Source organism: Mesorhizobium sp. WSM4847, from assembly GCF_055811335.1.
In genome coordinates this window covers 456,621-479,561 of sequence record NZ_JBVVPY010000001.1, presented here as the reverse complement: position 1 = coordinate 479,561, position 22,941 = coordinate 456,621, and the positions used below count along the sequence as shown (strand labels likewise).

General features: G+C 60.5%; 29 protein-coding genes. 15 read left to right on the top strand and 14 right to left on the bottom strand.

Going from position 1 to position 22,941, the window contains the following annotated elements; genetic code table 11:
• Positions 1-41 precede the first annotated feature (41 nt).
• Positions 42-1,517, top strand: a complete 1,476-nt coding sequence (locus AC0L28_RS02255) for an FAD-dependent oxidoreductase (protein WP_473475273.1) — start codon at positions 42-44, stop codon at positions 1,515-1,517.
• Positions 1,518-1,543: 26 nt separating this feature from the next.
• On the opposite strand, the gene AC0L28_RS02250 is transcribed toward AC0L28_RS02255, so the two are convergent.
• From AC0L28_RS02250 to AC0L28_RS02225, 6 genes are all read right to left on the bottom strand, one after another.
• Positions 1,544-2,008, bottom strand: a complete 465-nt coding sequence (locus AC0L28_RS02250; protein ID WP_128180141.1) for a YbhB/YbcL family Raf kinase inhibitor-like protein — start codon at positions 2,006-2,008, stop codon at positions 1,544-1,546.
• Between the two features lie 50 nt (positions 2,009-2,058).
• A complete protein-coding gene (locus tag AC0L28_RS02245; RefSeq protein WP_473475271.1) occupies positions 2,059-2,496 on the bottom strand; it encodes a DUF2267 domain-containing protein in 438 nt (145 codons plus the stop codon).
• Positions 2,497-2,687: 191 nt separating this feature from the next.
• Complete coding sequence (locus tag AC0L28_RS02240; protein WP_473475269.1) at positions 2,688-2,969, bottom strand: PDZ domain-containing protein; 282 nt, start codon at positions 2,967-2,969, stop codon at positions 2,688-2,690.
• Between the two features lie 83 nt (positions 2,970-3,052).
• A complete protein-coding gene (locus tag AC0L28_RS02235; RefSeq protein ID WP_473475267.1) occupies positions 3,053-4,057 on the bottom strand; it encodes a trypsin-like peptidase domain-containing protein in 1,005 nt (334 codons plus the stop codon).
• Positions 4,058-4,146: 89 nt separating this feature from the next.
• Positions 4,147-4,353, bottom strand: coding sequence for a hypothetical protein (locus AC0L28_RS02230; RefSeq protein WP_023799550.1), 207 nt, complete (start codon positions 4,351-4,353; stop codon positions 4,147-4,149).
• Positions 4,354-4,691: 338 nt separating this feature from the next.
• Positions 4,692-5,123, bottom strand: coding sequence for a hypothetical protein (locus AC0L28_RS02225; protein ID WP_023799551.1), 432 nt, complete (start codon positions 5,121-5,123; stop codon positions 4,692-4,694).
• A gap of 170 nt (positions 5,124-5,293) precedes the next feature.
• Here AC0L28_RS02225 and AC0L28_RS02220 point away from each other — a divergent pair, with 170 nt between their 5' ends.
• From AC0L28_RS02220 to AC0L28_RS02205, 4 genes are all read left to right on the top strand, one after another.
• Positions 5,294-5,476, top strand: coding sequence for a hypothetical protein (locus tag AC0L28_RS02220; RefSeq protein ID WP_128172175.1), 183 nt, complete (start codon positions 5,294-5,296; stop codon positions 5,474-5,476).
• Positions 5,477-5,484: 8 nt separating this feature from the next.
• Entirely contained in the window at positions 5,485-5,706 is a 222-nt protein-coding gene (locus AC0L28_RS02215) for a hypothetical protein (RefSeq protein ID WP_023799552.1), read from the top strand.
• 287 nt (positions 5,707-5,993) lie between these two features.
• Entirely contained in the window at positions 5,994-6,158 is a 165-nt protein-coding gene (locus tag AC0L28_RS02210) for a DUF3309 family protein (RefSeq protein ID WP_023799553.1), read from the top strand.
• A gap of 169 nt (positions 6,159-6,327) precedes the next feature.
• Positions 6,328-7,734, top strand: coding sequence for a PAS domain S-box protein (locus tag AC0L28_RS02205; RefSeq protein ID WP_473475264.1), 1,407 nt, complete (start codon positions 6,328-6,330; stop codon positions 7,732-7,734).
• A 67-nt stretch (positions 7,735-7,801) separates the two neighbouring features.
• Here the strand turns inward: AC0L28_RS02205 and AC0L28_RS02200 are convergent, their stop codons facing one another.
• Positions 7,802-8,143: a hypothetical protein gene (locus AC0L28_RS02200; RefSeq protein ID WP_473475262.1), complete on the bottom strand. Its 342-nt coding sequence runs from the start codon at positions 8,141-8,143 to the stop codon at positions 7,802-7,804.
• 251 nt (positions 8,144-8,394) lie between these two features.
• On the opposite strand from AC0L28_RS02200, the gene AC0L28_RS02195 reads away from it, so the two are divergent.
• Complete coding sequence (locus tag AC0L28_RS02195; protein WP_027153567.1) at positions 8,395-8,649, top strand: hypothetical protein; 255 nt, start codon at positions 8,395-8,397, stop codon at positions 8,647-8,649.
• 149 nt (positions 8,650-8,798) lie between these two features.
• Entirely contained in the window at positions 8,799-9,215 is a 417-nt protein-coding gene (locus tag AC0L28_RS02190) for an HD domain-containing protein (RefSeq protein WP_027153568.1), read from the top strand.
• A 56-nt stretch (positions 9,216-9,271) separates the two neighbouring features.
• Here AC0L28_RS02190 and AC0L28_RS02185 read toward each other — a convergent pair whose 3' ends face one another.
• A complete protein-coding gene (locus tag AC0L28_RS02185) occupies positions 9,272-9,682 on the bottom strand; it encodes a DUF427 domain-containing protein (RefSeq protein ID WP_473475260.1) in 411 nt (136 codons plus the stop codon).
• Between the two features lie 222 nt (positions 9,683-9,904).
• Between AC0L28_RS02185 and AC0L28_RS02180 the strand changes: the two genes are divergently transcribed.
• From AC0L28_RS02180 to AC0L28_RS02170, 3 genes are all read left to right on the top strand, one after another.
• A complete protein-coding gene (locus AC0L28_RS02180) occupies positions 9,905-10,342 on the top strand; it encodes a CBS domain-containing protein (RefSeq protein WP_473475258.1) in 438 nt (145 codons plus the stop codon).
• Between the two features lie 124 nt (positions 10,343-10,466).
• Positions 10,467-10,589: a hypothetical protein gene (locus tag AC0L28_RS02175; protein ID WP_473475256.1), complete on the top strand. Its 123-nt coding sequence runs from the start codon at positions 10,467-10,469 to the stop codon at positions 10,587-10,589.
• A gap of 199 nt (positions 10,590-10,788) precedes the next feature.
• Positions 10,789-11,919 (top strand): site-2 protease family protein, encoded by a 1,131-nt coding sequence (locus tag AC0L28_RS02170; RefSeq protein ID WP_473475254.1) that lies wholly within the window; start codon positions 10,789-10,791, stop codon positions 11,917-11,919.
• Between the two features lie 110 nt (positions 11,920-12,029).
• Here the strand turns inward: AC0L28_RS02170 and AC0L28_RS02165 are convergent, their stop codons facing one another.
• Positions 12,030-12,686 carry a TerC family protein gene (locus AC0L28_RS02165; protein WP_023799561.1) on the bottom strand — a complete coding sequence of 219 codons (657 nt, stop codon included), beginning with the start codon at positions 12,684-12,686 and terminating at the stop codon, positions 12,030-12,032.
• Between the two features lie 295 nt (positions 12,687-12,981).
• Between AC0L28_RS02165 and AC0L28_RS02160 the strand changes: the two genes are divergently transcribed.
• Positions 12,982-14,193 (top strand): calcium:cation antiporter, encoded by a 1,212-nt coding sequence (locus AC0L28_RS02160; RefSeq protein ID WP_473475252.1) that lies wholly within the window; start codon positions 12,982-12,984, stop codon positions 14,191-14,193.
• Between the two features lie 69 nt (positions 14,194-14,262).
• On the opposite strand, the gene phnE is transcribed toward AC0L28_RS02160, so the two are convergent.
• From phnE to AC0L28_RS02145, 3 genes are all read right to left on the bottom strand, one after another.
• Entirely contained in the window at positions 14,263-15,057 is a 795-nt protein-coding gene (gene phnE, locus AC0L28_RS02155; RefSeq protein ID WP_287227132.1) for a phosphonate ABC transporter, permease protein PhnE, read from the bottom strand.
• Positions 15,050-15,799, bottom strand: a complete 750-nt coding sequence (locus tag AC0L28_RS02150; RefSeq protein WP_023799564.1) for a phosphonate ABC transporter ATP-binding protein — start codon at positions 15,797-15,799, stop codon at positions 15,050-15,052. Before AC0L28_RS02150 ends, phnE begins: the two co-directional genes overlap by 8 nt.
• 79 nt (positions 15,800-15,878) lie before the next feature.
• Positions 15,879-16,736 (bottom strand): PhnD/SsuA/transferrin family substrate-binding protein, encoded by an 858-nt coding sequence (locus AC0L28_RS02145; RefSeq protein ID WP_128172168.1) that lies wholly within the window; start codon positions 16,734-16,736, stop codon positions 15,879-15,881.
• Positions 16,737-16,856: 120 nt separating this feature from the next.
• Here AC0L28_RS02145 and AC0L28_RS02140 point away from each other — a divergent pair, with 120 nt between their 5' ends.
• The gene (locus AC0L28_RS02140; protein ID WP_287227135.1) at positions 16,857-18,038 is read left to right on the top strand and encodes an alpha-D-ribose 1-methylphosphonate 5-triphosphate diphosphatase; all 1,182 of its coding nucleotides are present in this window, start codon (positions 16,857-16,859) and stop codon (positions 18,036-18,038) included.
• Entirely contained in the window at positions 18,035-18,820 is a 786-nt protein-coding gene (gene phnF, locus AC0L28_RS02135) for a phosphonate metabolism transcriptional regulator PhnF (protein ID WP_023799567.1), read from the top strand. Before AC0L28_RS02140 ends, phnF begins: the two co-directional genes overlap by 4 nt.
• A 58-nt stretch (positions 18,821-18,878) precedes the next feature.
• On the opposite strand, the gene AC0L28_RS02130 is transcribed toward phnF, so the two are convergent.
• Entirely contained in the window at positions 18,879-19,334 is a 456-nt protein-coding gene (locus tag AC0L28_RS02130) for an NUDIX hydrolase (RefSeq protein ID WP_023799568.1), read from the bottom strand.
• Positions 19,335-19,427: 93 nt separating this feature from the next.
• On the bottom strand, positions 19,428-20,594 hold the full coding sequence (locus tag AC0L28_RS02125; RefSeq protein WP_473475402.1) for a glycosyltransferase family 4 protein: 1,167 nt from the start codon (positions 20,592-20,594) through the stop codon (positions 19,428-19,430).
• Positions 20,595-21,003: 409 nt separating this feature from the next.
• Here AC0L28_RS02125 and AC0L28_RS02120 point away from each other — a divergent pair, with 409 nt between their 5' ends.
• Complete coding sequence (locus tag AC0L28_RS02120) at positions 21,004-22,461, top strand: DUF4214 domain-containing protein (RefSeq protein ID WP_473475400.1); 1,458 nt, start codon at positions 21,004-21,006, stop codon at positions 22,459-22,461.
• A complete protein-coding gene (locus AC0L28_RS02115) occupies positions 22,458-22,652 on the top strand; it encodes a hypothetical protein (protein WP_287374569.1) in 195 nt (64 codons plus the stop codon). Before AC0L28_RS02120 ends, AC0L28_RS02115 begins: the two co-directional genes overlap by 4 nt.
• The last annotated feature ends 289 nt before the right edge of the window (positions 22,653-22,941 follow it).

The window sequence follows — 22,941 nt, the reverse complement described above, 5'->3', positions numbered from 1 at the left end:
TTGTCGATGGAGATGCATCGAACGCATGGGACGCCGGTGAAATGGCCATTCTTTCGGGAAAACCGGGAAGCTGTTGGGTGGCGGCAGCCACCGCTACGAACTATCCCCCGCTCGAGGGCTCGATCCATGCCGATGCCGTTGTCGTGGGCGCCGGGATTGTCGGGCTCACGACGGCGCTTCGCCTTTGCGAGGCCGGTCGGTCGGTGATCGTCATCGAAGGCCTGCGGACAGGCGGCCAGGTGACCGGCCGCTCGACGGCCAAGATCACGACGCAGCACGCGCTGATCTATCGCCATCTCATCGACACGTTCGGGCGGGACCTGGCGCAGACCTATGCCGATGCGAATTCCGCCGGCGCCATCCAGATCCGGGAATGGGTTCGCGACCACGCCATCGCCTGCGATCTCGAGGCCAAGGACGCCTATACCTACACCTGCGATGCAAGCCGGCGCGCGGAGATCGTGGCCGAGGCGGAGGCCGCGCGCCAGGTTGGGCTGGACGCCGATGTTTTGGAGCGCGCGCCGCTGCCTTTCGAAACGGCCGCCGCTCTGCGTTTTTCCGACCAGGCGCAGTTCAATCCGGCGATGTATCTGGTTGGCCTGGCTCAAGCAGTGACGGCCCGTGGCGGACGGATTTTCGAAAACAGCCGCGCGATCTCGATCGGCGAGGCAAGCCGCTGGCGCGTCGTTACCGACAGCGGCACCGTTCACGCCGAGCATGTGGTCGTCGCCACCAACATGACGGTGAAGAGCCCCGTCGGCATGGCGAACCGGACCCAGCCGCGCTGCCACACTGCCATGGCGTTTCGGATCGATTACCCTCTTGCTGTCGACGGCATGTTCATCGGCATCGACGATCCGACGCATTCCATCCGCTCCGGCCGCGACGCCGAAGGCCCGCTGCTTGTCGCACTCGGCCCCAAGTTCGACACGGGCCAGGACGGCGATGTGGCGAAACGGTTCGTCGAGCTGGAACAATGGGCAAGAATGAGCCTTCCCGTTGGGGACGTTGCGTGGCGCTGGTGCAATGAGGACTATGATACGGCCGACAGGGTTCCATATGCCGGCGAACCCGATCCGGCCAAGGCCTCCGGGTTTCATATCGCCACGGGATTCAACGCCTGGGGCATCACCAATGGAACGGCCGCAGGCATGATGATCGCGGATCTGATCTGCGCGCGGCCGAGCCCATTGCAAAAGCTCTATGATCCGGCGCGGCCTTATCCCGAGGACTTTCACAAGAATGGCCGCAGCCAATCGATTGTCTCAAGCCTCGACGACATCGTGCCCGGCATGGGCGGTGTGATCGTCAGGGGCGACGAAAAGATCGCGGCGTGGCGAGACGCTGAAGGGGTGCTCCACCCGGTTTCGGCGACATGCACCCACAAGGGCTGCACCGTGACCTGGAACAACGCGGACAACACCTGGGATTGTCCCTGCCATGGCTCGATTTTCGCCGCCGACGGTTCGGTCATCCACGGCCCGGCTAGAAACCCGCTTGCTCCGGCCGCACTATAAACGGAGGCGACAGGCACGGGCCGGCGTTACCGTGCGTAGGTTCCGACCAACTCGGTCTGCTCCAGCGCATGCTTCTGGGCTTCCTTCCAGACGAGTTGCACGCCCGCCTGTCCCGGCACACTGAGGCTCGGCACGTCGAGCGCGGCCAGCCGGAAATGATAATGATGGACGCCATGTCCCACCGGCGGCTGCGGGCCATCGTAATAGGCATTGCCGAAATCGTTGGTGCCTTGCCTGAGTGCCGACGGGCCTGGCTTGCCGTCTTGCGCCTCGGCAAGTTCGCCGGCATCAGGCGGGATATTGAACACCGCCCAGTGCCCGAAAACCCCGCTCGGCGCGTCGGGATCCTGCACGACAAGAACAAGGCTCTTGGTACCGTCCGGAACACCGGACCATTTTAGCGGTGGTGAGACGTTCTGACCGTCGCGGGAATACCTTTCAGGGATTTTCCCGCCCGCCGGGAACGCAGGACTGATAAGGGTGAGTGGCATTTCCATCTCCCCAAGAACAAGCGCTACAGCCAGCTATATCTGGCGCTATTTCACGCCGCTTGCTGAGCTTCCGCGACGCGCCTGATTTCTGCTGGCAAGGATTCCCAAACCTTGATCATCTGCCCCTCTCCCACATGGTGAGCGAGAACCTGGGATACGACCCTGAATGCATCCTTGGAATCGACCGGTCGGGTGAATTCCAGCTCCGCCTTGATTTTGGCCAGGAACTCGTCGAGCGACCGCAACTTCTCGGGAGTCTTGGAGGGCTGATATTGGTCGTAGTAGGCGCCGCGCACGAGGATCGGCAGCTGCGAGCCCAGGTGGGCGGCAAGATCCGGCTGCATGCGGTCTCGCAAGGCGTGGAGCACCGCTCCAAGCACATGCCATGCGACCTGCCGATCCGGTCCAATCTCGGTCATGATCTCGTCGAGCCAGATGTTTGTTGTCTGCAGCGTCTTGTCAAATACGTCGAGTCCGGTGGCGCTCATCGAAGCCTCCTTTCAACAGGTTGAATGAAACTCATTGGACGAAACGGCCTTGGTCGGCTGTTGTTCCCGTCCCTAAAGGCCGCCTCTCGCGAAGGCGGGTGATCTATTCGGCCAAGTTTACGTTCGCCAAACTTAACGCGTTCCCGTCAAGAGTTGGCCCGTCAAGATTTGGCCCGTCAAGATTTGGCCCGTCAAGATTTGGCCGTGGCCACGGCAACGAAAAGAGATTGCCCTTGCCTGCTGATGCGGAACAACATCGGCTTGTTCAGCTGGCGGGATTTCGCCCACTCCTCTTGGATGTCCGACGGCTGTGTCACATCCCGGTTGTTGGCCGAGACGATCACATCGCCAGGCTGAACGCCGTTTTCGGCGGCGAGGCTGTTTGGAGCCACTTCCTGGACGAACACGCCTGTAGTATCCGGCTGGAGTCCGAGCTGCTGGCGTGCCTCATCCGGGATTGGGCTGAGCGACAATCCAAGACGCGTGTCGGCCGTTTCCGACTTCGGAACGGCGCTGGTCTGTTGCTCCTCATCGTTGCGTTGTCCGATGGTCAGAGCTATTTCCTGTTGCTGCCTCCGCGGTTCCGTGTCAGCGTCGTTTTTGTTCCCGGCTTTTGGCTCGCAGCCGCGAGCGTCAGATCATGGACGCTCTGGATGTCCTTGCCGTTAAAGCGTGTAATCACGTCTCCCGCCTGTATGCCTGCCTGCTCTGCCGGACTGCCGGGTTCGACCGAGCCTACCAGCGCTCCCTTGCTGCCGGGTATTCCAAGCGCCTCAGCAATCGACGGGGTGATCTCCTGGAGACGCACCCCGATGAAACCGCGCTCGATCCGGCCAGTGCGGATCAACTGGTCGACGACGTTCCGGGCGGTGCGGGATGGTACCGCAAAGCCAATCCCTATGCTGCCACCTGTGGGAGATACGATGGCCGTATTGACCCCGATCACTTCGCCGCGCGCATTGAACAGGGGGCCGCCGGAATTGCCGCGATTGATTGAGGCGTCGGTCTGGAGAAAATCGTCGTAAGGACCGGCATTGATGTCGCGCGAACGGGCCGAAAGCACGCCGACGGTAACGGTCCCACCGAGCCCGAACGGACTGCCGATAGCGATCGTCCATGCGCCGGGTTGTACTGCATCGGAGTCACCCCAGGCGGTCGTTGTCACGTTGGACCGCGGGTCGATCTTCAGCACCGCGAGGTCGGTTGCCGGATCGCGGCCGACGAGCTGCGCAGGCAACGTCTCCTTGTCGGAGAATACGACATGAATTTCGCTTGCATCGGCAACGACATGGTTGTTGGTGACGATGTACCCCTCGGGGCTGATCACAAAGCCGGAACCAAGGGCCTCTCGCACCTGCGGTTGCGCCGGTCCGAGGCCGGGACTGCCGAAAGGACTAAGAAAGTCGCCCAGCGTCGCCTGGTCCTGGATGATCTGTTTGGTCGTTATTGCGACCACGGCTGGAATTTTCTCGCGCACGATCGCCGTGAAGTCGTTTGGGATTTCCTGAGCTGCGAGCGGAGCAACGCCGCCGGCCCAGTTCCGGCGATCAGGCCGGCGCAAAGTCTTTTGTTCAATACCGGTAACATGGCCTGCGACTCCTCCAGCGTTCAGTGATCAAGCATGCGACCGCTCCGGCATGAGCCAGCGGTTCACCAGCGGATTACGACAACCCTGTCGTTCCCGTTGGCGAGTTCGACAGCTTCGGTGCCGTCCGGTTTCCGGCTTTCGATCCGGGCACCTTCTACTGTTTCTATGCCGGCAATGTTGGCCGCAAAGGCCTCGTCAATCTCGGCGGCACAGACGAGGGTATCCGGGGGCAGATCCTTCACTTGGTCCATCAACTCGCGAAGCTTCATGGCGAACCTCCTTGGCACAGGCCCGGATTCTTTCAGCCGCACATTCCAACCATGTGCCTCCAGAAAGGTTCCCCGACGCGATTGCGGGCATGTCACAGGGACGAGATTCCGCCAACGATGCATCTGTGGTGGCATGGATCAGGGGCGCGGGCCGTGTTCACATGAATCGAGCTTCCTGCCCCTCCGACAAGGGACCCGGCCATGAGCCTTCGTCCGGCCGCCCTGAATGCAAGGCGTCGGCTCAATCAACACTGCGGCGCCGGCGATGCCACCAGCCTTTTGCCGGCCAGCCGCTACCGAGAACGATCAAGACTTGTCGTCACCGTTCTGGGCTGGCCTCAATGCACAAACCTTGCCCTCAGCCAGGCCAGAAGTCTGTTCCCGGTAATCGTCCGGCGGACTCTGGCGGCAGCCCATCGCGCTTGCATCGTAGCACCCACGTGGCAGTGACAGACGATGTTGTGCAACTGCCAGTCACTTAGCTCGAAGAAGCGCTTTGCCTCACCGTAGGTATCATCTTTCAGACCCATGGCGCGCAGCACCGGATCCTCATAGGCAACGGTGATCGGCGACCCCGCGCCACGCGCTACGTCACGAGCTTCAGGACTGAGATATTCGGTGCCTGAAAGGGCTCCGAGGCAACGCCGTGGATTTTGTTCGAGAAGCTCTGCCCAACGCTCGATCCGCTGCGCCCGAGTCATGGTCGGGTATGTCGCCGAGGGCTCAACTTTCGCAACTGTCTGCAGTTGGTCGAGTGTTTGGTGTTTCATGGTCGGCTCCTTTCAACAGGTGGAAGTGCCCACGCCCTAACAGAAGATTATTGCGCTGCGACGCGCCGACAAGGCCGGAATTGGCAATGTCAGGAGTTTGCCCCTCGCCCGGTTCGGATCAGGAACCTTCCCGGGGGCCTGCTTGTTTTGGCTAGTGAAAGGAGACGGTCATGAGCACAAAACCACCACCCGTTCCGACAGAGAACCAGAGCCCAAAGGGTCCGGGCGACAAGAAGTCGGTTCCTGTCGACCAGACGCAGCACAGCCATTCCGCCCCAAATCCTGACAAACAGGGCCAGCAGGGCAACACGAAGGTCAATACGACCCATCAAGGCTATCAGCAGGACCGCTAGGTGATTTCATGTCCACGTCGAAGAAGACCCGCGCCAGCATCCGCCATGGCGGTCCTGGCGCATCGCACGAAAATGCCAAGGAGCCGCTGGTGATAGAAAAGCCGCCAGCCGATTCCGATCTGCGCAGCCGCAGCAAGATCTCCGGCGGCGGAGGCGAACGCGACAGCCACCATACTCATGACCCCGAAAAGAAGGGCGGCGGCACCCGGCCGGCAAACAAAGGACGGTAGAGTGGCTGTGGCGTTCTTTGGCCTACCGCCGCAACTTCCGACTGCGTCAGGCATTTTTGCTGTGATCGCCGTTCCTCCAGGCGATCCGAGGCTGAGAAAGCCTGTCGCCCGCGGGCTCCCGGCCGGCGGGCTTTCTCGTCAGCCTACCGGCTTTTCCCGCCAGACGAGCGACAGCGATGCTACTTGCGGTGGAACAGGAATCCGCTTCCGGGCGTTCATACCGTCATCAACAGGCGCATGGACGTGGCCTTTGTTTGGCGCGACAGCGCAAGAATGGGAGAACCACCATGAGCCTCGGCACCATACTCATCATCATTTTGATCCTTATCTTGCTTGGCGGGTTCAGCGGTTTGGGTGGTGGACCGTTCTACGGCACCGGCTATTATGGTGGCGGCGGCCTCGGTCTCGTGCTGCTGATCGTTATTATCCTGGTCCTTCTCGGGCGCATTTAGTACACGATTAGGCGGACAATTTGGCGATGATCCCGTGTCGGCCTAATGCCTTGCCCAGGAATATCGCCGCGGCTGCGGGCAAAGGGGGCCGCACGTGATTGTCCGGACGGAACCGAAATCGCTCAAGGGCATTATAGCCGCTCAGAAATCCACGAGAATGGCGCCATAAGTGAACTTCGTTGAACAAGCCGATGTCGGCCTCGGAGTTCCGGGCATTCCCACTGCCGATCTGATGCAGGCACTGCCGGTCGCCATCTACACCGTCGACAGGCAGGGACACATCACCTTCTTCAACGAAGCCGCAGCTGAGCTCTGGGGCCATCGTCCTGTTATCGGTCGGGACCTATGGTGCGGCTCGTGGAAGCTTCGTCATCTGGACGGTCGGGATATGGCGCATGGCGAGTGTCCGATGGCCGTGGCGCTGCGCGAAGGGCGGGATGTCTCCTGGGACCAGGCGATTGCGGAGCGGCCGGATGGCGCACTGGTCCCATTCAGGGCTCACCCACGCCTGCTTCGCGACGAAGCGGGCAATGTAGTCGGTGCCATCAACACGCTGCTCGACCTGCGCACGCAGACGCTGGGCGATGAAGCCCGCATGCGTCTTGCCGCCATTGTCGAGTCGTCGATGGACGCCATCGTCTCGAAGGACATGAATGGCATCATCACCAGCTGGAACGATGCTGCAGAACGCCTGTTCGGCTACACGCCTGCCGAGGCGATCGGCCGGCCGGTGACGATGCTCATTCCGCCTGACCGTCTCGACGAGGAAGTCTCGATCATCAGCCGCATCCGCGCCGGCGAACGCGTCCCCTCCTATGAGACGATGCGCCTGCGCAAGGACGGCACGCTCGTTTCGGTCTCGCTCACCGTCTCACCGATCCGCGACGGGATCGGGCGGGTCGTCGGCGCCTCCAAGATCGCGCGCGACATCAGTTCCCACAAGGAGAACGAACGGCGCATCCAACTGCTCATGCGCGAGGTCAACCATCGGGTGAAGAACCAGTATTCGGTCATCATCTCGATGATCCGCGAGACAAGCAAGCTGACGAGCACACCTGAGGCTTTCCTCGGGCAAGTTCGAGAGCGCATCATGTCGCTTTCGGAATCCCATGATCTCCTGGTCAATGCCGAATGGCGCGGCGCGACGGTCGGCGAGCTCATCCAGGCACAGCTCAAGGCCTTCGCAGCGCAGTCCCGCGTGTCGATGGCCGGGCCAATGGTGGTACTGCAGCCGAACGCCGTCCAGTATCTCGGCATAGCCTTTCACGAGCTCGCCACCAATTCGGCAAAACATGGAGCGCTGTCGTGCAACGGCGGACGCGTCGAGATCGATTGGCACGTGGTCCCTGCGGGCGACGGCGCTGAGACCTTTCGACTGGTCTGGCGTGAGTTGGACGGGCCAATCCTGGACGCTGTCAGAGGGCGCGGTTTCGGACTGGTCGTGCTCGAGCGAGTGGCGCCGCAGGCTCTCAGCGGCAGCGGGCGGCTGGAGTTCCACGCCCGAGGCATCACCTGGACGCTCGAGGCGCCGCTGCATTTCGTCCAGACATCACTGGCCGAAATCGCGGCCGATTGAAGGAATTTCGCCGCGCTCGTGACGTGAAGCTGAGCCCTTCCCCGCGACCGACTGTGTTCGGCCAGACCTATTGCGTTTGGTCCGGCGGGCGAAAATAAGGCGAAACAGCCCTGTCCTCCAGAACATCGACGTCGCCTCTTCCAGGCAGGGCATCGCAGCCAAGCGAGTGCCGATCGACGTTACCTGGTTCAAACACGGTCAGGCTGTCGAATTCCATGGCCGCCCCGTAGAACTGGGCGGCTTGCAACACCAAGCATTCGACGTCTTCAAGCGCAACGTTTTCTGCGAGGTTTCGCAGCCGCACAGCCTCGGCCACCGCAGTGACATTGACTATCCCCTTGCACCGGGCGGCGGTCCAAACTTGCAGGTTAACGTCGTGACACAAATGGCCCGAATAACCGTCTCTCATGGAAAACCCTTCCTTTCAGGAGCGGTTTGTCCCTCAAGATCAGCATGTGCCATAGCAGCTCGAATGACAAGCGTAATCCATCAAACAACACACAAAATCAACAAGTTAGCATACCGCTCAGGCTACACGATCGACGCTTGACGGTAACTGTGAGCCTTTCACGCCGATGGCCAATGAGCCGGTCTTGACGGCTGGCGAGGCTTTTCCTACTTCTTAGACAAATACTAACTTTGAGCGGCTGGAGGGCAGAAATGGCCGAGCTGGAAAGACCCGAACGACTGCAGATCATGCTAACGTCGGAGGAATTGGCTGCTTTGGAAAACTGGCGCTTCGAAAGGCGCATGCCAAGCCGGTCTGCGGCCGTGAGGGAGTTGCTGCGGCGCGGTCTCCACGCGGACGGATTTTTGACAGCGGCACAAGGTGCCAAGTCGCAGGATTTTGGAATTCTGCCCAATTCCGGCATTGTCGATGGAGCGTCCCGCGACCAGGGCGGCAGCAAGCTGTAAGGCTGCCCTCGCGGCGCTGGAGATGTTTCGGTGCCGGAGCCTTGCCCATTCTGTGGAACTTCAGGCAATCGTCGCGCGTTCGGTGAGGCATGTTGTGGACCGGAACAAGGCCGGTTGCAGCATCACACAGGCCAGCAAGGATCGAGGCAGTGAGCTTCCTTTACCGCGCGGCAAAAATCGCCGAACAAGCTCATGCGGGGCAGACGGACAAGACCGGACGGCCCTACATCGAGCATTGCCGCCGGGTCGTTGATGCCGTCGAAACGCTCGACCAGAAGGCCGTTGCCTACCTCCACGACGTTGTTGAGAAAAGCGACGATTGGGATCGCGAGCGGCTCGAGGCGGCAGGTTTCGGAACATCCATCGTATCGGCCGTCGATGCGATGACACGCAGGCCGGACGAGGACGACCTCGCTTTCGTGCGCAGAGCAGCAGCCAACCCATTGGCGCTGCCGGTCAAGCGCGCCGATCTTACCGACAATTTATGGCAGGCGCAGCAGATTGGCGCGTCGACATCGAAATATGAAGACGGACTGCGGATCCTCGACGAAGAATTCTCCGAATGACTAAAGGATTGTCGCCCGTGGCGTGATCGGCCGATGTGCGACCTTCATGCGAGGCTCTATTCGGGGATGTGAGGCGTATGTCGCTTGTCCTCGGCAGGATCGGCATCGATCCGCGCCTTGCTGGGATCGAAGGCGCCATGGCGGGCGATGGCCAATGCCGGCGTGTCGGGCGTCTCGTAGGCCCACATGAAGTCGTCGGCCGCTCCGCCGACCGCGTGGACCCGCCAGTAACTGGCCGTGCCCTTCAGCGGGGAGTGGGTTGTGGTGTTGGTCTTCTCCAGAAGGTCGAAATAGATATCCTCGAACGGGATATAGAAGGCCGGATCTTGCCCCTCTTCATGGAGCACTTTTGCCCGCTCTGTCGAGGCAATGATCGCGTCGGAGAACCTGACCGTCACGGTTCCATTGAACGGGGTAATCGTCAGCGCGCCGGGACGGCTGGTGGAATTTACGGCTAAGGGCTGCATTCGACTTCTCCGTTGGCTGCCGATCTCCTGGAACGTCGTATCGCCCGTCAGGGTTCCAACCGCGTGAGGCTCATTGGAGCCGCGACATTCGGGGGGGCCGGCGACAGATGAAAAACCTCCCGCGGGGCATTCAGATTCAAGGGAACGTTACCGCCGAAGAGTTCGTTTCCTAGATTGACACCGGAACCGGCGGCGGGGCTTCGCAAGTTAAGGGAGATTGCCATGAAGGTCGGCAACTGCATGACGAGGAATGTACAGGTCGCTAACCCCGAACAGTCGATCCGCGAAGTGGCTGAGATGATGGGCAGGCTTGACGCCGGAGTGATGCCCGTGGGCGACCACGACCGGCTGGTCGGGATGATCACCGATCGAGATATCGCGATCCGCGGCGTAGGATTGGGCAAGGGACCTGACACTAAGGTGCGTGATGTCATGAGCCCGGAGGTCAAATATTGCTTCGATGACGAAGACGTCGAGCATGTGCTTGAAAACATGGGCGACCTGCAGGTACGTCGGCTCCCGGTTCTGAACCGCGACAAGAGGCTCGTCGGCATCATCTCGCTTGGCGATCTCGCGACGAATGGCGAAGCGGCAGAAGCGGGAGAAGCTTTAATCGACATCTCGAAGCCGGGCGGCGAGCATTCGCAGACTGCTCACTGACTGACGCCGCGACATGTCGGTGCTAGGTCAACATCACTTGTTTCGCGGTGCGTCGGTTAACGCCGGCGCCCCGCCGGAGCCTTCTGCATTTGCGATGTTTTTCGGCAAAGGTTCAGGAGCATCCATGACAACGATCCGAAGCACCGTGTCCCTCAGCGCCGAAAAAGCGCGGCGGGGCGAAATCATCGTGCAGGCGCGGACGCGTCAGATCACGCGCCGAGACGTTCACCCGGATGTCGTGTCGTGATAAGCTGTTCTTGCGACGGGACCGCGCGACACCGAGGCGGGCATCTCGCGGCCGGGCAGCCCTTAGTCGCAGACGATGAGCTTGAGCACCTGATGTTCTCGAACGATTGCAGGCGTCCTGCCAAACCCTGTTGCGAAGGTGGGGCCTGTTGCCAAGGTGGGGCCTCTTGCGAAGGTCGGGCCTCTCGGAGTGGACGGATTTGGGTTGGTCGCTGAACCTCGGGACGATCGCCGGCACCACCGTGCGCGTTCACTTTACCTTCCTGCTTCTGCTCGTCTGGATCTGGCTGACGCACTATCAGATCGGCGGCACGCCAGCGGCCTGGCAAGGCGTTGCCTTCATCATTGCGGTTTTTGCCTGCGTGGTCCTGCATGAGTTCGGCCACATCGCCGCTGCGCGGTATTTCGGCATCAACACGCCGGACATTACCCTTTTCCCGATCGGCGGCGTCGCCAGGCTCGAACGCATGCCCGAAGAGCCGGGGCAGGAGTTCGTGATCGCGGTCGCGGGGCCGCTGGTCAATGTCGCGATCGCCGCGCTGATCTTCGTCCTGCTCGGCGGGTCGGCGGGCGTCGAACAGATGGCCGGGATCGAGGATCCGCGTATGAGTTTTCTCGCCAGGCTTGCCGGGGTCAACGTCTTCCTAGTCATCTTCAATATGATCCCAGCCTTCCCGATGGATGGTGGCCGTATCCTGCGCGCCGCACTCGCCGCCCGCCTCTCGTGGTCGCGCGCAACCCAGATCGCAGCCACGATCGGGCAAGGATTGGCCTTCGTCTTCGGTTTTGTTGGGCTGTTCTACAATCCGCTGCTGATCTTCATCGGCATCTTCGTCTATCTCGCCGCGGCAGCGGAAGCGCAAAACGCACAGATCCGGGAGGTAGCCACAAGCGTCCTTGTCGCGGATGTGATGATCACCGAGTTCGCCCGGCTGGAACGGTCGGCGACGCTCGACCAGGCAATCGAGATGCTGCTCGCGACCACGCAGCACGAATTCCCTGTCGTCGACTCCGCAGGCCATCTTGAAGGATTGGTGACACGCAACGACATGATCCGGACATTGAAGGAAAGGGGACCCGCCGCACCGGTCGCGAGCGCAATGCGGCACGATATCCCGAAAATACATTACCGCAAAAGTCTCGAGGAAAGCCTGCGGCTGATGCAGCAGGCAGATGTGCCTGCTGTAGCCGTCGTCGACAGTTCCGACCGGCTGGTCGGGCTCATGACACACGAAACCATAGGCGAGATGCTCATGATCCGCTCGGCCGTGTCAGATGCCTTCCGATTTGGTCGTTTGCGTGGGGCCAAGCCACGATTCACACGGATCTGAGCACGAGGATTCTTTTCACTGCCGGATCGGGTGAGTGCGCTCTAAATCGTAGCGGAGCGATAAGCAGAAATCGGCCGGAACGAAGGTCGTCCCGGCCCTTTTTCTGTGTCTCAAGCGCCCCCGACATGAGGCAGAAGTTCAAGCGCACCGCGATAGATCATGTCGCCAGCGACGTAGAGGATGACCACCAGGCCGACATAGGCGATCCAACGGTGCTTCTGAAGCAGATTGGCAATGAGGTTTGCAGCGATGCCCATCAGCGCTACCGAGAGGACAAGGCCGAAGATCAGCACGTTCGGATGTTCGCGCGCAGCACCGGCTACCGCCAGAACATTGTCGAGTGACATGGAGACGTCGGCGATGATGATCTGCCAGGTTGCCTGGGCCAGGGTCTTGCGCGGAGCCTTGCCAGCTACGACGCCATCGTAGTCGACGTCGCTTTCCGAAAGCGCTTCGATCGCCTGTGCTTCCTGCGCATGGTTTTGCCGGAGTTCGCGCCACATCTTCCAGCAGACCCACAACAGCAAAAGACCGCCGGCGAACAGCAGCCCGACGATCTGCAGGAGCTGGGTTGTCGCGGCCGCAAAGCCGATGCGCAGAACGGCCGCTGCGATTATGCCAACGACGATTGCGTTTCTGCGCTGCTCTTTGGGTAGTCCGGCCGCGGCAAGGCCGATAACGATGGCATTGTCGCCGGCCAGCACCAGGTCGATCATGATGACCTGCATGAGAGCGGTCATTGCTTCGGGACTGAAAAAATCTGTCATACGGCACCCTTGCGTTCAGCTAGGGGTGACGCGGCTTGCGAGTATAACCGTAGAGCAACGCGGACACCGCGTATGACAAGAGAAATGCCGCTACAGCTGAAGAAAACTCGAAGCCAGGCCACCCGGATTGGAATTCCAGTCCGACATCGCAGTCCTGATGGACTGCCAGAGGGGCCCGGCCTGGTAGCACCTAGCTATTGCCCCAAGCGCAAAAACTCAAGGCTTAATTGTGATCCGGATATGCGGCATCGAGCTCGGCAAGCTGGTTAAGCCAGGTCGATCGGCCACGCGACCATTGAACGAGCCGGCAGCCGCAAGTAGGTTGACACAGTGGGCTTCGGTCAATTTCTCCAACACCCGATCTGCGACCGTCGATGGCGATGAAGGGAATTCCGTCTTGGCTGCTCATCGGCGACCGATCGGCCAATATCTGTTCCCAATCGGCTCCTTGGGCCTGGCCGCACTCATTCATTTCGGCGCAGCGTCGATCGAGCATTCGCCGCTCTCGATCAAAATCCTGGCGTTGATCGTCGTCGCTATCTTCATCTTCGCGACAGTGTTTGTGGTTTTGCATCATGCAGAATCCGTCGCACTGCGGCTCGGTGAACCATATGGCACTCTGCTGTTGACATTTTCGGTGACGGCCATCGAAGCATCGGTCATCGTTTCGATGATGCTGCACGGCGAGAACAACCCGACGCTGGCACGCGAATCCGTGTTTTCGACGGTCATGATCGTATGCGCTGGCGTCGTCGGGGTCTGCCTCACCCTGGGTGGGCTGAAGCATCGATATCAGGACATCAAACGACAGGGCACCAACGCCTCGCTTGCCGTCATTATGGCGCTGACGGTTCTTACGCTGATCCTTCCAAACTACACGCTTGCAACAAGCCCCGGTACGTTCTCCGCCTCGCAGCTCGCTTTCGTGAGCGTTCTTTCAATCCTCCTCTATGGTGCCTTCGTCTTTGCCCAGATGGTGCGCCATCGGGGCGATTTTATCGAAGACCTGACGTCCAGCGCGGAACATGACAAGCATGTATCTGAGGGCGAGAAAGTGACCACCAATGTGCTCCTCTTATTTGTCGGACTGGCAGGGATCGTTCTTCTGACCGAGCAGGTGGCCGGCAGCATCGAGAATGGGCTCAAGTTTCTTCAAGTTACCCAGGCGGACGCCATCGTGGGCTTCTTCGTCGCTGCGCTTGTGCTTATGCCGGAGGCGGTATCGGCGGTTCGGGCAGCGCTCAATAACGAGCTTCAGCGAGGGCTGAATGTCGCCCTCGGCTCGGCCTGCGCCACAATCGGCCTGACAATCCCGGCGATCGGTGCGGCGAGCCTGCTCACCGGACGAAGCCTGACTCTTGGTCTGGGTCCGGGGGATACCGTGCTTCTCCTCCTCGCGCTTGCCATCAGCATCGTGAGCTTTGGGACGGGCCGAACAACGATGCTGACGGGGCTCGTTCATCTCGTCGTATTTGTCGCCTATCTGTTCCTTATCATCGTGCCGTAGGTGATCGACCCCCCGTCTTCGGCCATCGCTGCGTCCTGTCGATTTGCGGCGCACATGCCTAGCCTGCAACTACTGGACCTTCGAGCGCAAGCGATCCGTCACGAACTCCATCAACACCACGATGGCGAAGATCACGAGAATGATGGTCGAGGCATTCCTGTATTGGAAAAGATCGAACGCGACCTTCAGCTCCTGTCCGATGCCACCGGCTCCAACGAGGCCGAGAACAACGGACGAGCGCACTGCCTTTTCAAGCGCGAAGAGCGTGGTGTTTATCAGGGACGGCATGGCGTCAGGCAGTACTGCCCCGCACAGAACAGAGAATCGTCCGGCGCCGATTGCAAACAGCGCTTCCTGAGGTCTTTCGTCGGCATCCTCCATCGCCTCGGCGAAGAAGCGTCCGCAAAAGCCGATCGTATCGACGACGATGGTCATGGTGCCGGCAACCGCCCCGAGACCAACGGCTGACACGAAAAGTAGTGCCCAGACCAAATCTGGAACAGTCCTGAACAACGAGACCAGCATCCTGGAGATATGCCGGAACGGGCCGATCGGGGTTATGTCCTTGGCCGAGAGCCAGGCAAACGGCAAGCTGAGGACGACACCTATTGCTGTCCCCACGAGCGCTATCTGAAACGTTTCGACCATGCGCCAGAAAACCCTCAGGAGGAACCCTGGCTCGACATTTGGGGGTATCATGCGGCCGACGAGACGGACCATTCGGGGCACCCCGCCTGCCAGTTGTTCCGGCGAAGGTGCGACCTGCCCGGCGGAAACGATCACGAGAGCGGCCAAAGCGACGGCAAAGCTGAAAGTGACTGGCGAGATCGATGGAATCCGGCTCAGCGAAAGGCGGTCATGCATCGAAGACGTCTTTCAGATCAGCGCGGGTCACCTGCGCCGTCGGTCGGTCGAAGAAGACCTTGCCCGCCTTGAGCGCTATCAAGCGGTCGGAGTAGTCGAGAGCATGCTCCATGTCGTGCGTGGTGTAGACCAAAGTGATCGCCTGTTCCTGGGTCAGCTCGGAGAAGACGCGCATCACATCATGTCCAGCCGCCGGGTCGAGACTTGCCGCCGGTTCGTCTGCTATCAAAAGCTTCGGACGCCGGATCAACGCACGGGCAATCGCCACCCGCTGCGCCTGCCCTCCAGAAAGCGCGTCGGCGCGGGCGCCCGCCTTGCCGAGAAGCCGCACTTCGGCGAGGGCCTGCATTGCTTCCTCGCGCCAGTGTTGCTTTGCGATGGAATGGTGCCAGCCGCGCCAGCCGCCGGGCAGCCCGAGCTTGCCCTGCAAAACGTTTGTAAGAACCGATTGTCGGCTGACCAGTCCGTGGTGCTGGAAGACAAATCCGATCTGCCTGCGTATGCGCCGCAGCTGGGCGACGGACGGCGCCGAGCGGAAGCTCTCGCCGAGGGTGACGACCTCGCCACCGCTCGACGGTAGAAGACCAATGAGGCATTTGAGCAGGGTGGATTTTCCAGCACCGTTCGAGCCAATCAGGGCAACCCGTTCGCGCGATGCTATGGTGAGGCCGATACTGGAGAAAATGACCTTTCCGTTCGCATAGCTCTTCGCAAGATCGTGCGCCCGAATGATGGCTGTCATAGTGACCTCTTGGCCGAGACCGAACTGCGAAACAGACCGGCGGTTAGCCGCCGGCCTTGTCGCTGAAAAGGAGCGAGCCTCAGTTTACGAAGTCGGTGAGGGTCTCGATTCCGATCGTGCGGTACATCGAGCGGACATAGTCGTAGTCCGAGTCCCTGACATCAGTCAGGAAGAAACCGCCCTTGAATTTCTGATTGTCCTCGCCGGTCAGGATCGCTTTCATCAGCTCATTGCCATTCTTCGCAAAGGCATCGCGGATCTTGACGAACACGTCATCTGAAATGTCCTTGCGGGCGACAAGAATGTCGTTCGGCAGATCGCGGCCCCGTGCGATGACCGAGAAGGCAACGCCGGGGAATGCTTCCCGGACCGAGTTGAGATAGCCGAAATTCAAGCCGATAGCGGCGATGTCGCCGCGGATGAGAGCCTCAGCCGCGATGTTGCGCGATATGATTACTGGTTCGTAATCGGTGGCATATTTCAGGTTGAAATCGGCCAGCGCCTGCGCGGGGCCGAGGTGCTGGGAGGTCGAGCCGACCGAGCCGAATGCGACCTTCTTGCCCTTCAAGTCTTCGACCGAGCGGATCGGTCCATTCGCCAGCACGGCGATCTGAGCGAAATAGTCGGGGCGCTGCCAGGCGACAACAATCTTCGGCTGGCTTAATTCCTTCATGACGACGTATTCTGCAGGACCGGTCAGGACAAGATCGACCTGCCCGGAATTCATCGCCTCGACGGCGGTGGTCCGCGAACTGACCGGAAACAGCTCGACATCCAGGCCGGTCGCCTCCTCAAGAGCGGTCTGGAAAGCACCGAATTCCTGCTGAAGAGCCTCCAGTCCCTCCATGTCGGTTACCGCGAATTTCACTGGCTCCGCAAACACTGGAACGGCGGAGGCAAGCGTCAGGGCGAGTGCGGTTGCGATGCTGCGGATCATCGTTTTTCCTTTGCTGTATAGACAGGAAACTGTTACCCGCTAATCCGTATACGCAGCAGATGACGTGCTCGTGACATTTCGCCGGCGCCACCGGCAGCCTTTGCTTTTTTGAGGGATACAGTGAACTGGCACATCCAGGGTGGTCGCATCCTAACCGAACGGGGACTTGAAACCGCGGACCTGAGCGTCACCGGCGGCGCCCTGTCAGAGCTGCGAGCGGCCCATGCCTCCACAATCGATGCCGATGGTCTGCTCGTGCTTCCGGGGATCGTCGATATTCACGGCGACGGCTTCGAGCGCCAGATCATGCCGCGGCCCGGTGTCCGCTTCGACACCGCGCTGGCGCTGAAAGATACGGACCGCCAGCTTGTCGCCAATGGCGTAACCACGGCCTTTCACGGCGTCACGGTGTCGTGGGAGCCTGGACTTCGGTCGCTCGACGCTGCCAAACAGCTGATCGGCGCGGTCTGCGATCTCCGCGATAGCCTTGGCTGCGATACGCGTCTGCATCTGCGCTGGGAGACCTTCGCGCTTGATCAGATGGCGCAGGTCGTACGATGGCTCTCGCTTTGGCCACGGCCGATCATCGCCGTCAACGATCACACGACGGGGTCGGTGCTGAACGGCACGATTGCCCGCAAGATCGGTCAGATGGCGGAGCGGTCTGGCTTGAGCCGCGAGCAATACATGACGTTGCTCGGCCAGATTTGGTCCCGCCGCGCCGAGGTTGAGATCGCGATCGGGAAGCTGGCCGCAACTGCGCGGGCCAATGGCAATGTGCTTCTTGCCCATGACGAAGCGTCTCCCGAGGAACGCATGTATTTTCGCGCCCTCGGCGCAAAGGCCTCGGAATTTCCGCTAACGCTCGAAACAGCCAAGGCCGCGCGGCAAATGGGCGAGGACGTGATCCTCGGCGCGCCCAACGTCGTGCGCGGCGGCAGCCATAATGGAGCGCTAAATGCCACCGAGGCCGTCAGAGCCGGACTTTGCACGGTGCTGACCAGCGATTACCACTACCCTTCGCCTCTGCATGCGGCCTTCAGACTGTCTTCGCCAGACGCCGGCGACTTCCCCTCGATCTGGAATCTGGTTTCGGCAAACCCGGCCCGGGTGGCCGGCCTCGACGATCGCGGCTCGCTTGTTGCCGGCCGCCGGGCGGATCTGATCCTGGTCGATGCTGGCGATCCAGAGCATCCGCGTGTGGTGGCCACCATGGTCCATGGACAAATTGTCTATAGCTCCGGGCTGTCCCGCACAGACCGATGGTCTGCACAGCGGTCGCCGGTGGATAAGGTTTCATGAACTTGGACACGAAAATTTCAATACCACACGAGCGCAATGGCAATCGCCTTCTGGCCTTTGACGGGCTGGTCTTTCGGCCACGCAACGATACGCCGATCTGGCAGCAGATCTACGATCACATCTTCGATCTGATCGAGAGCGGCAGTCTTGCGCCGGGCAGCCAGCTTCCCGGAGAAACGCATCTGGCAGAGAAATTCGCGGTCACCCGCATTACGCTTCGCCGGGCGCTGCAGCAGTTACAGCATGAGGGCCACCTCACCGCCCGCAAGGGCGTCGGTATCTTCGTGCGAAACCTGCCCTCGACATTCACTGTTCGCGACGGACAGCGCTTTCTCGACAATTTCGAAGCCCACGGCCAGGAAATCGGCACCAATACGCTGCTGATCGTCCGGGAACCGGCCGAAGCGGCCGTGGTGGAACGGTTGCGTCTCGCACCTGACACCACCATTATCCGGCTGTGCCGGATCAGAACGTCGGACAAGCAGCCAGTTTACGTCAATACCAAGTTCTTTCCGGCGCATCTCTTCCCCGACTTCGAGCAGAGATACGATGTGCGTCAGTCGGTGACCGATGTTTTCCGCGCGCATGGCATCGACAACTACCGGCGGGCCGAGACGCGCATCAGTGGCGGCTTTGCATCCCCCGATGAAGCGGAAATCCTGCGGCTGACGCCCGGAACGCCAGTATTCCGCATCAATGCTGTCAACGAGGACCGCAGCGGCGTACCAATCGAATGGACCCGCGGCTGCTGGCCGCTGACATCCGTCGAATTCGTCTTCTGATTATGGCGCATGTCAACACGACCAGTTGAGGACGTCAGTCGGGCAATTGGGTCGACCCTTAGACAGACACCACAAGCCGGTCGAGAAAAGGCCGCTGGCCGACAAGCAACTTTTCCCGGGCCATTTCGAGGCCGAACCACCCTGCGCGATCGATCTCAGGAAAAGTCTGCATGCGGCCGCTGCGCGGCGGCCATCGCATCTCGAACATGTTGCTGCGCAAGGTGCCGGCATCGAAATCGCCTTCGGCGCCGAAGGCCGTAACAAGCTTGCCGCCGGGCTGGCGCAGTTCCCCTAGCGGAAGCAGTGCTCCCGAGAGCTCCCAGCCGGTTTCCTCCTCAAATTCGCGACGCGCCGCGGCTTCCGGCTGTTCGTCATCACCATACTCGCCCTTTGCGATCGACCATGCGCCGAGATCGCGGCTTTGCCAGAACGGCCCGCCCGGATGGACAAGCAGCACCTGCAGTTCGTTGGTCGATCTGCGGTAAGGCAGGATGCCCGCACTTCTTTTCGCCATCGCCTCATGCCTCCGGAATCCAGCCTGTCATCGCAGGCAGGCTGAAGGGGAATGATGCGCCTGAATGGCAGATGCCGTTAGACTCGAGATACCTCAATTGATACTAGCCGCCGCCGCAAGTCGCTCATTCGGATTGCATTCGACTACCCCAGGCGGTGGTGGCGGCACTTCTGGAAATCCATCCACGCTGGCCATCAGCTCCAGATAGCGCTGAGCTGACGCGGCCCACTGAAATCGCGCCGCCCTGGCGCGACCGCGTGCGATCAATTTGGTTCTGAGGCCTTCTTCGTGGACCAGGCGCATAAAACAATCGAACCACGCATTCTCGTCGCAAGGTGATGCGTACAAGACCGCATCGCCGCCGATTTCGGGGAGGCTGGCACGGTCCGACATGACCACCGGACATCCCAGTGCCATAGCTTCGAGGGGCGGCAGCCCGAAACCCTCGACCAAGGAGGGGAACGCGAGGCATAGGCAATCGCGCAGAAGCGCGCCGAGTTCTGCGTCCGACCTTCTTCCCAGCCAAATGACGTTCGGCGATTTCTGGTCGCCGCTGCTGGCGAAAACGCGGGACGTTGAAGCGCCGACAACAACAATCTGCAGCCCCGCCGCGGCAAGACGCTCGTGCATGCCGATGATCAAGCCGACATTTTTGTGCGGGATAGAACTGCCAAGCACGACGATCGTACCAGGGCCGGCCACTGCCAGTGTTTGTTCCGAGTGGCAAGGAGCCCATCGCAACGCATGCTCATGCCCGTTGCCTACAATTTCGATCTTTGCCGCCGGGCACACGCCATAGCGCGCCAGTTCACCCGCAGAGTATTTCGACACCGTCGTAATCTTATGCGCGGCCCGGCCCAAGGCAGGAACCAAGGTGCGGTAGAGAAGCCGAAATGGAAATGAATAGCTCTGCGGGGCTACCCGTGTATTGACGTCGTGAATGCACAGCACCTGCCGACGAACCGTCACAGGGCCGGTATTGCAGAGGCTAAGCAGCCCTCCGCGAAGATGGGCCGGAAGCGCAGCCTGTTCCCATAAATGCCCCCCAACACTGCCGACGGTCCGGACACGGATCGCTGCCAGGGGCAATTTTTCAAGCGCCCCCGGCGGGACCAGCAACTCAACCGTCAAATCCCGTGTCAAGGCAGCCTGGGCCACGATCAAGGCGTCCAGCGCCGAAACGATCTCGCGTGCGTAGCGCTGAACTCCGGTGGTCGGCTGCGCGAGAAAACGGCCGTTGATTGTCCAGTGTCGTGTCATCACAGGGTTTTTGATCACCAGCGCCATGCCTCGGTTCCACGACTTTGGACGACCAAGACCGCAGGGTCATCCTGGCCTTTGTGACGTACCCGGTCGTTTGCCTCAGAGGCTTCCCGGCAGCTCTCATCCGAATGGCGAGGCCAATCGTGGGCGTTTACGCCAAATGTGTGAGGTTCTGCGTGGCGCGGTTTTGATAGACTGCGTTGGGCAGTGCGGCAGATCTCAATCGTCGTGCTCGGATGGATGTCAGGCAGAGTTCAGCGAATGGAGTGATGCCGAAAATGTCTGGCGCAAGACAAGCAAGTTCGCGCTGATGCCGCGGCCGACCAATCCATCGCAACCAGGTTCCATTGGACGGGCCGTCGCCGCGACCAGACGTCTTTGGACAACCCTGGCATGCCTGCTGGGCATGACGGCTTCGTGCGCAGCGGATCTGCTATGGGGGGTGAACGGCCATCCCTTCAACGCCTATCCTGGGATATCGATCGAACAGCAACTCGACTATGTCCGCGACCTCGGCATGAAGTCGTATCGCGTCAACATTTCCAGCGCCGACAGCGCCACCAAACTTGCCGAACTGGTCAAGGCGGGCAAGGAGCGCGGAGTCCAGATCCTACCGGTAATCACGCCCGAACTAGACCTCGACAATGAATCCGTCGATGACCTCTATGCGCAGGCCTACCATCTCGCGTCGACACTCGTATCCCGCTTCAAGGACGACATCCGCGTTTGGGAGCTTGGCAACGAGATGGAGAACTACGCTATCTTGATGCCCTGCGAGATGCAGGACAGCGGAATACAATACAACTGCTCCTGGGGCCCTGCCGGCGGCACCGAGACGTCCGACTATTTCAGTCCGCGCTGGGCGAAGGTAAGCGCAGTGCTGCGCGGTCTGTCGGATGCAACCATCGCAGTGGATGCGACTATAAGAAAAGCAATGGGAACGGCCGGCTGGGGTCACCGCGCAGCGTTCACCCGCATGCTGCAGGATGGCATCAGATGGGACATATCGGTCTGGCACGATTACGGGGGCGACCCCGAGGAAGCTTTCAAGTTTCTGGCCACTCTCGGTCGTCCAATCTGGCTGACCGAATTCAACCACCCTGGAGGCAGCCAGACGGGAGAAAGTCAGCAGGCGGACGGTCTCGTCCAGACCATGACACTCCTGCGCAGATATCAATCTCTATATGGATTGGAAGCTGCCCATATCTACGAACTGCTCGACGAGACGTACTGGGCGCCAAGCTACGAGGCCTTCATGGGCCTCGTCCGCCTGAAGAAGCGCGACGACCGGCTATGGGCGCCGAGCGGGCGAAAGCTGGCATATGATGCCGTAAAGAAACTCATTGCGAACGGCAATGCAGGCTCGAGTTCGCCGACGGTCTCGATGAAGAGCTTGCCGCCTGCGGCCCAGACGTCGGTACCCCCCATTGCCGATGCCGGTGCATTTCACCCCTGTTCGCTTGATGCGTTCGACAAGTCTGCCTTCAACCATGCCAACCAGATTGCATATGCTTACTGCCTAATCTTGCGTCGCATGCCGTCTCCGGCCGAGCAGTGGCGCGAGGTCGTCGCGATGAAGAAGGATCCATCTATCTTTCCGATACTGACGAAGCTGTTGCTTTCGGTCGAATTCAGGACTGACAATCAGCCAGTTGGGCTTGGAAATGCGCAATTTGTAACCCTTCTCTATCGGACATTGCTGGGACGGGAGCCAGACGGCCAGGGGCTTTCTGCTTACGTGTCGAAACTGGACAGCGGCGAGGTAAGTGGAGAACAGATCGTGGCGGAATCGATCCATTCGTATGAGTTTCGCTCCAGACACACGGTTCTGTTTCAGAACGAGCCTCAGCAGGGGGTTCAATGAACGTTTTCGGCCGACAGGTCGTCACTGGCGCTGTTTGGGCCGCTGTCGAGACCTGGGGCCGACAGATCGCTATGTTCGGCGTATTTGTGGTGCTGGCGCGGCACCTTGGCCCCGAGGCGTTCGGGATTGCGGCGCTCGCCATGGTGGTGCCCAATATTCTGGCTGCTCCGGTAAACGAGGGGTCTACCTGACGCCATTATCCAGCGGGAGGAAATCGATCCCATGCACCTTGATTCGGCTTTCTGCCTCCTTGAGGCGTTGTGATCACTGCACAATCTGGATATCCGCCGGTGCCATCGCGGCCGCGTTGGACCAACTGCATTTGGAGACGCTCGTAAAAATGGACCAGCGCCATAGGCTGCGGGCTCGATGAAAGTCGTAATCCTGAGCCAGCCTTTTGACACGGTCACGCCCCTGGCCGCGGTCGCCGTTGGTGGCACAAAGTCTCTACGCATTCGACTTTCTCGCCCAAGCCATTCG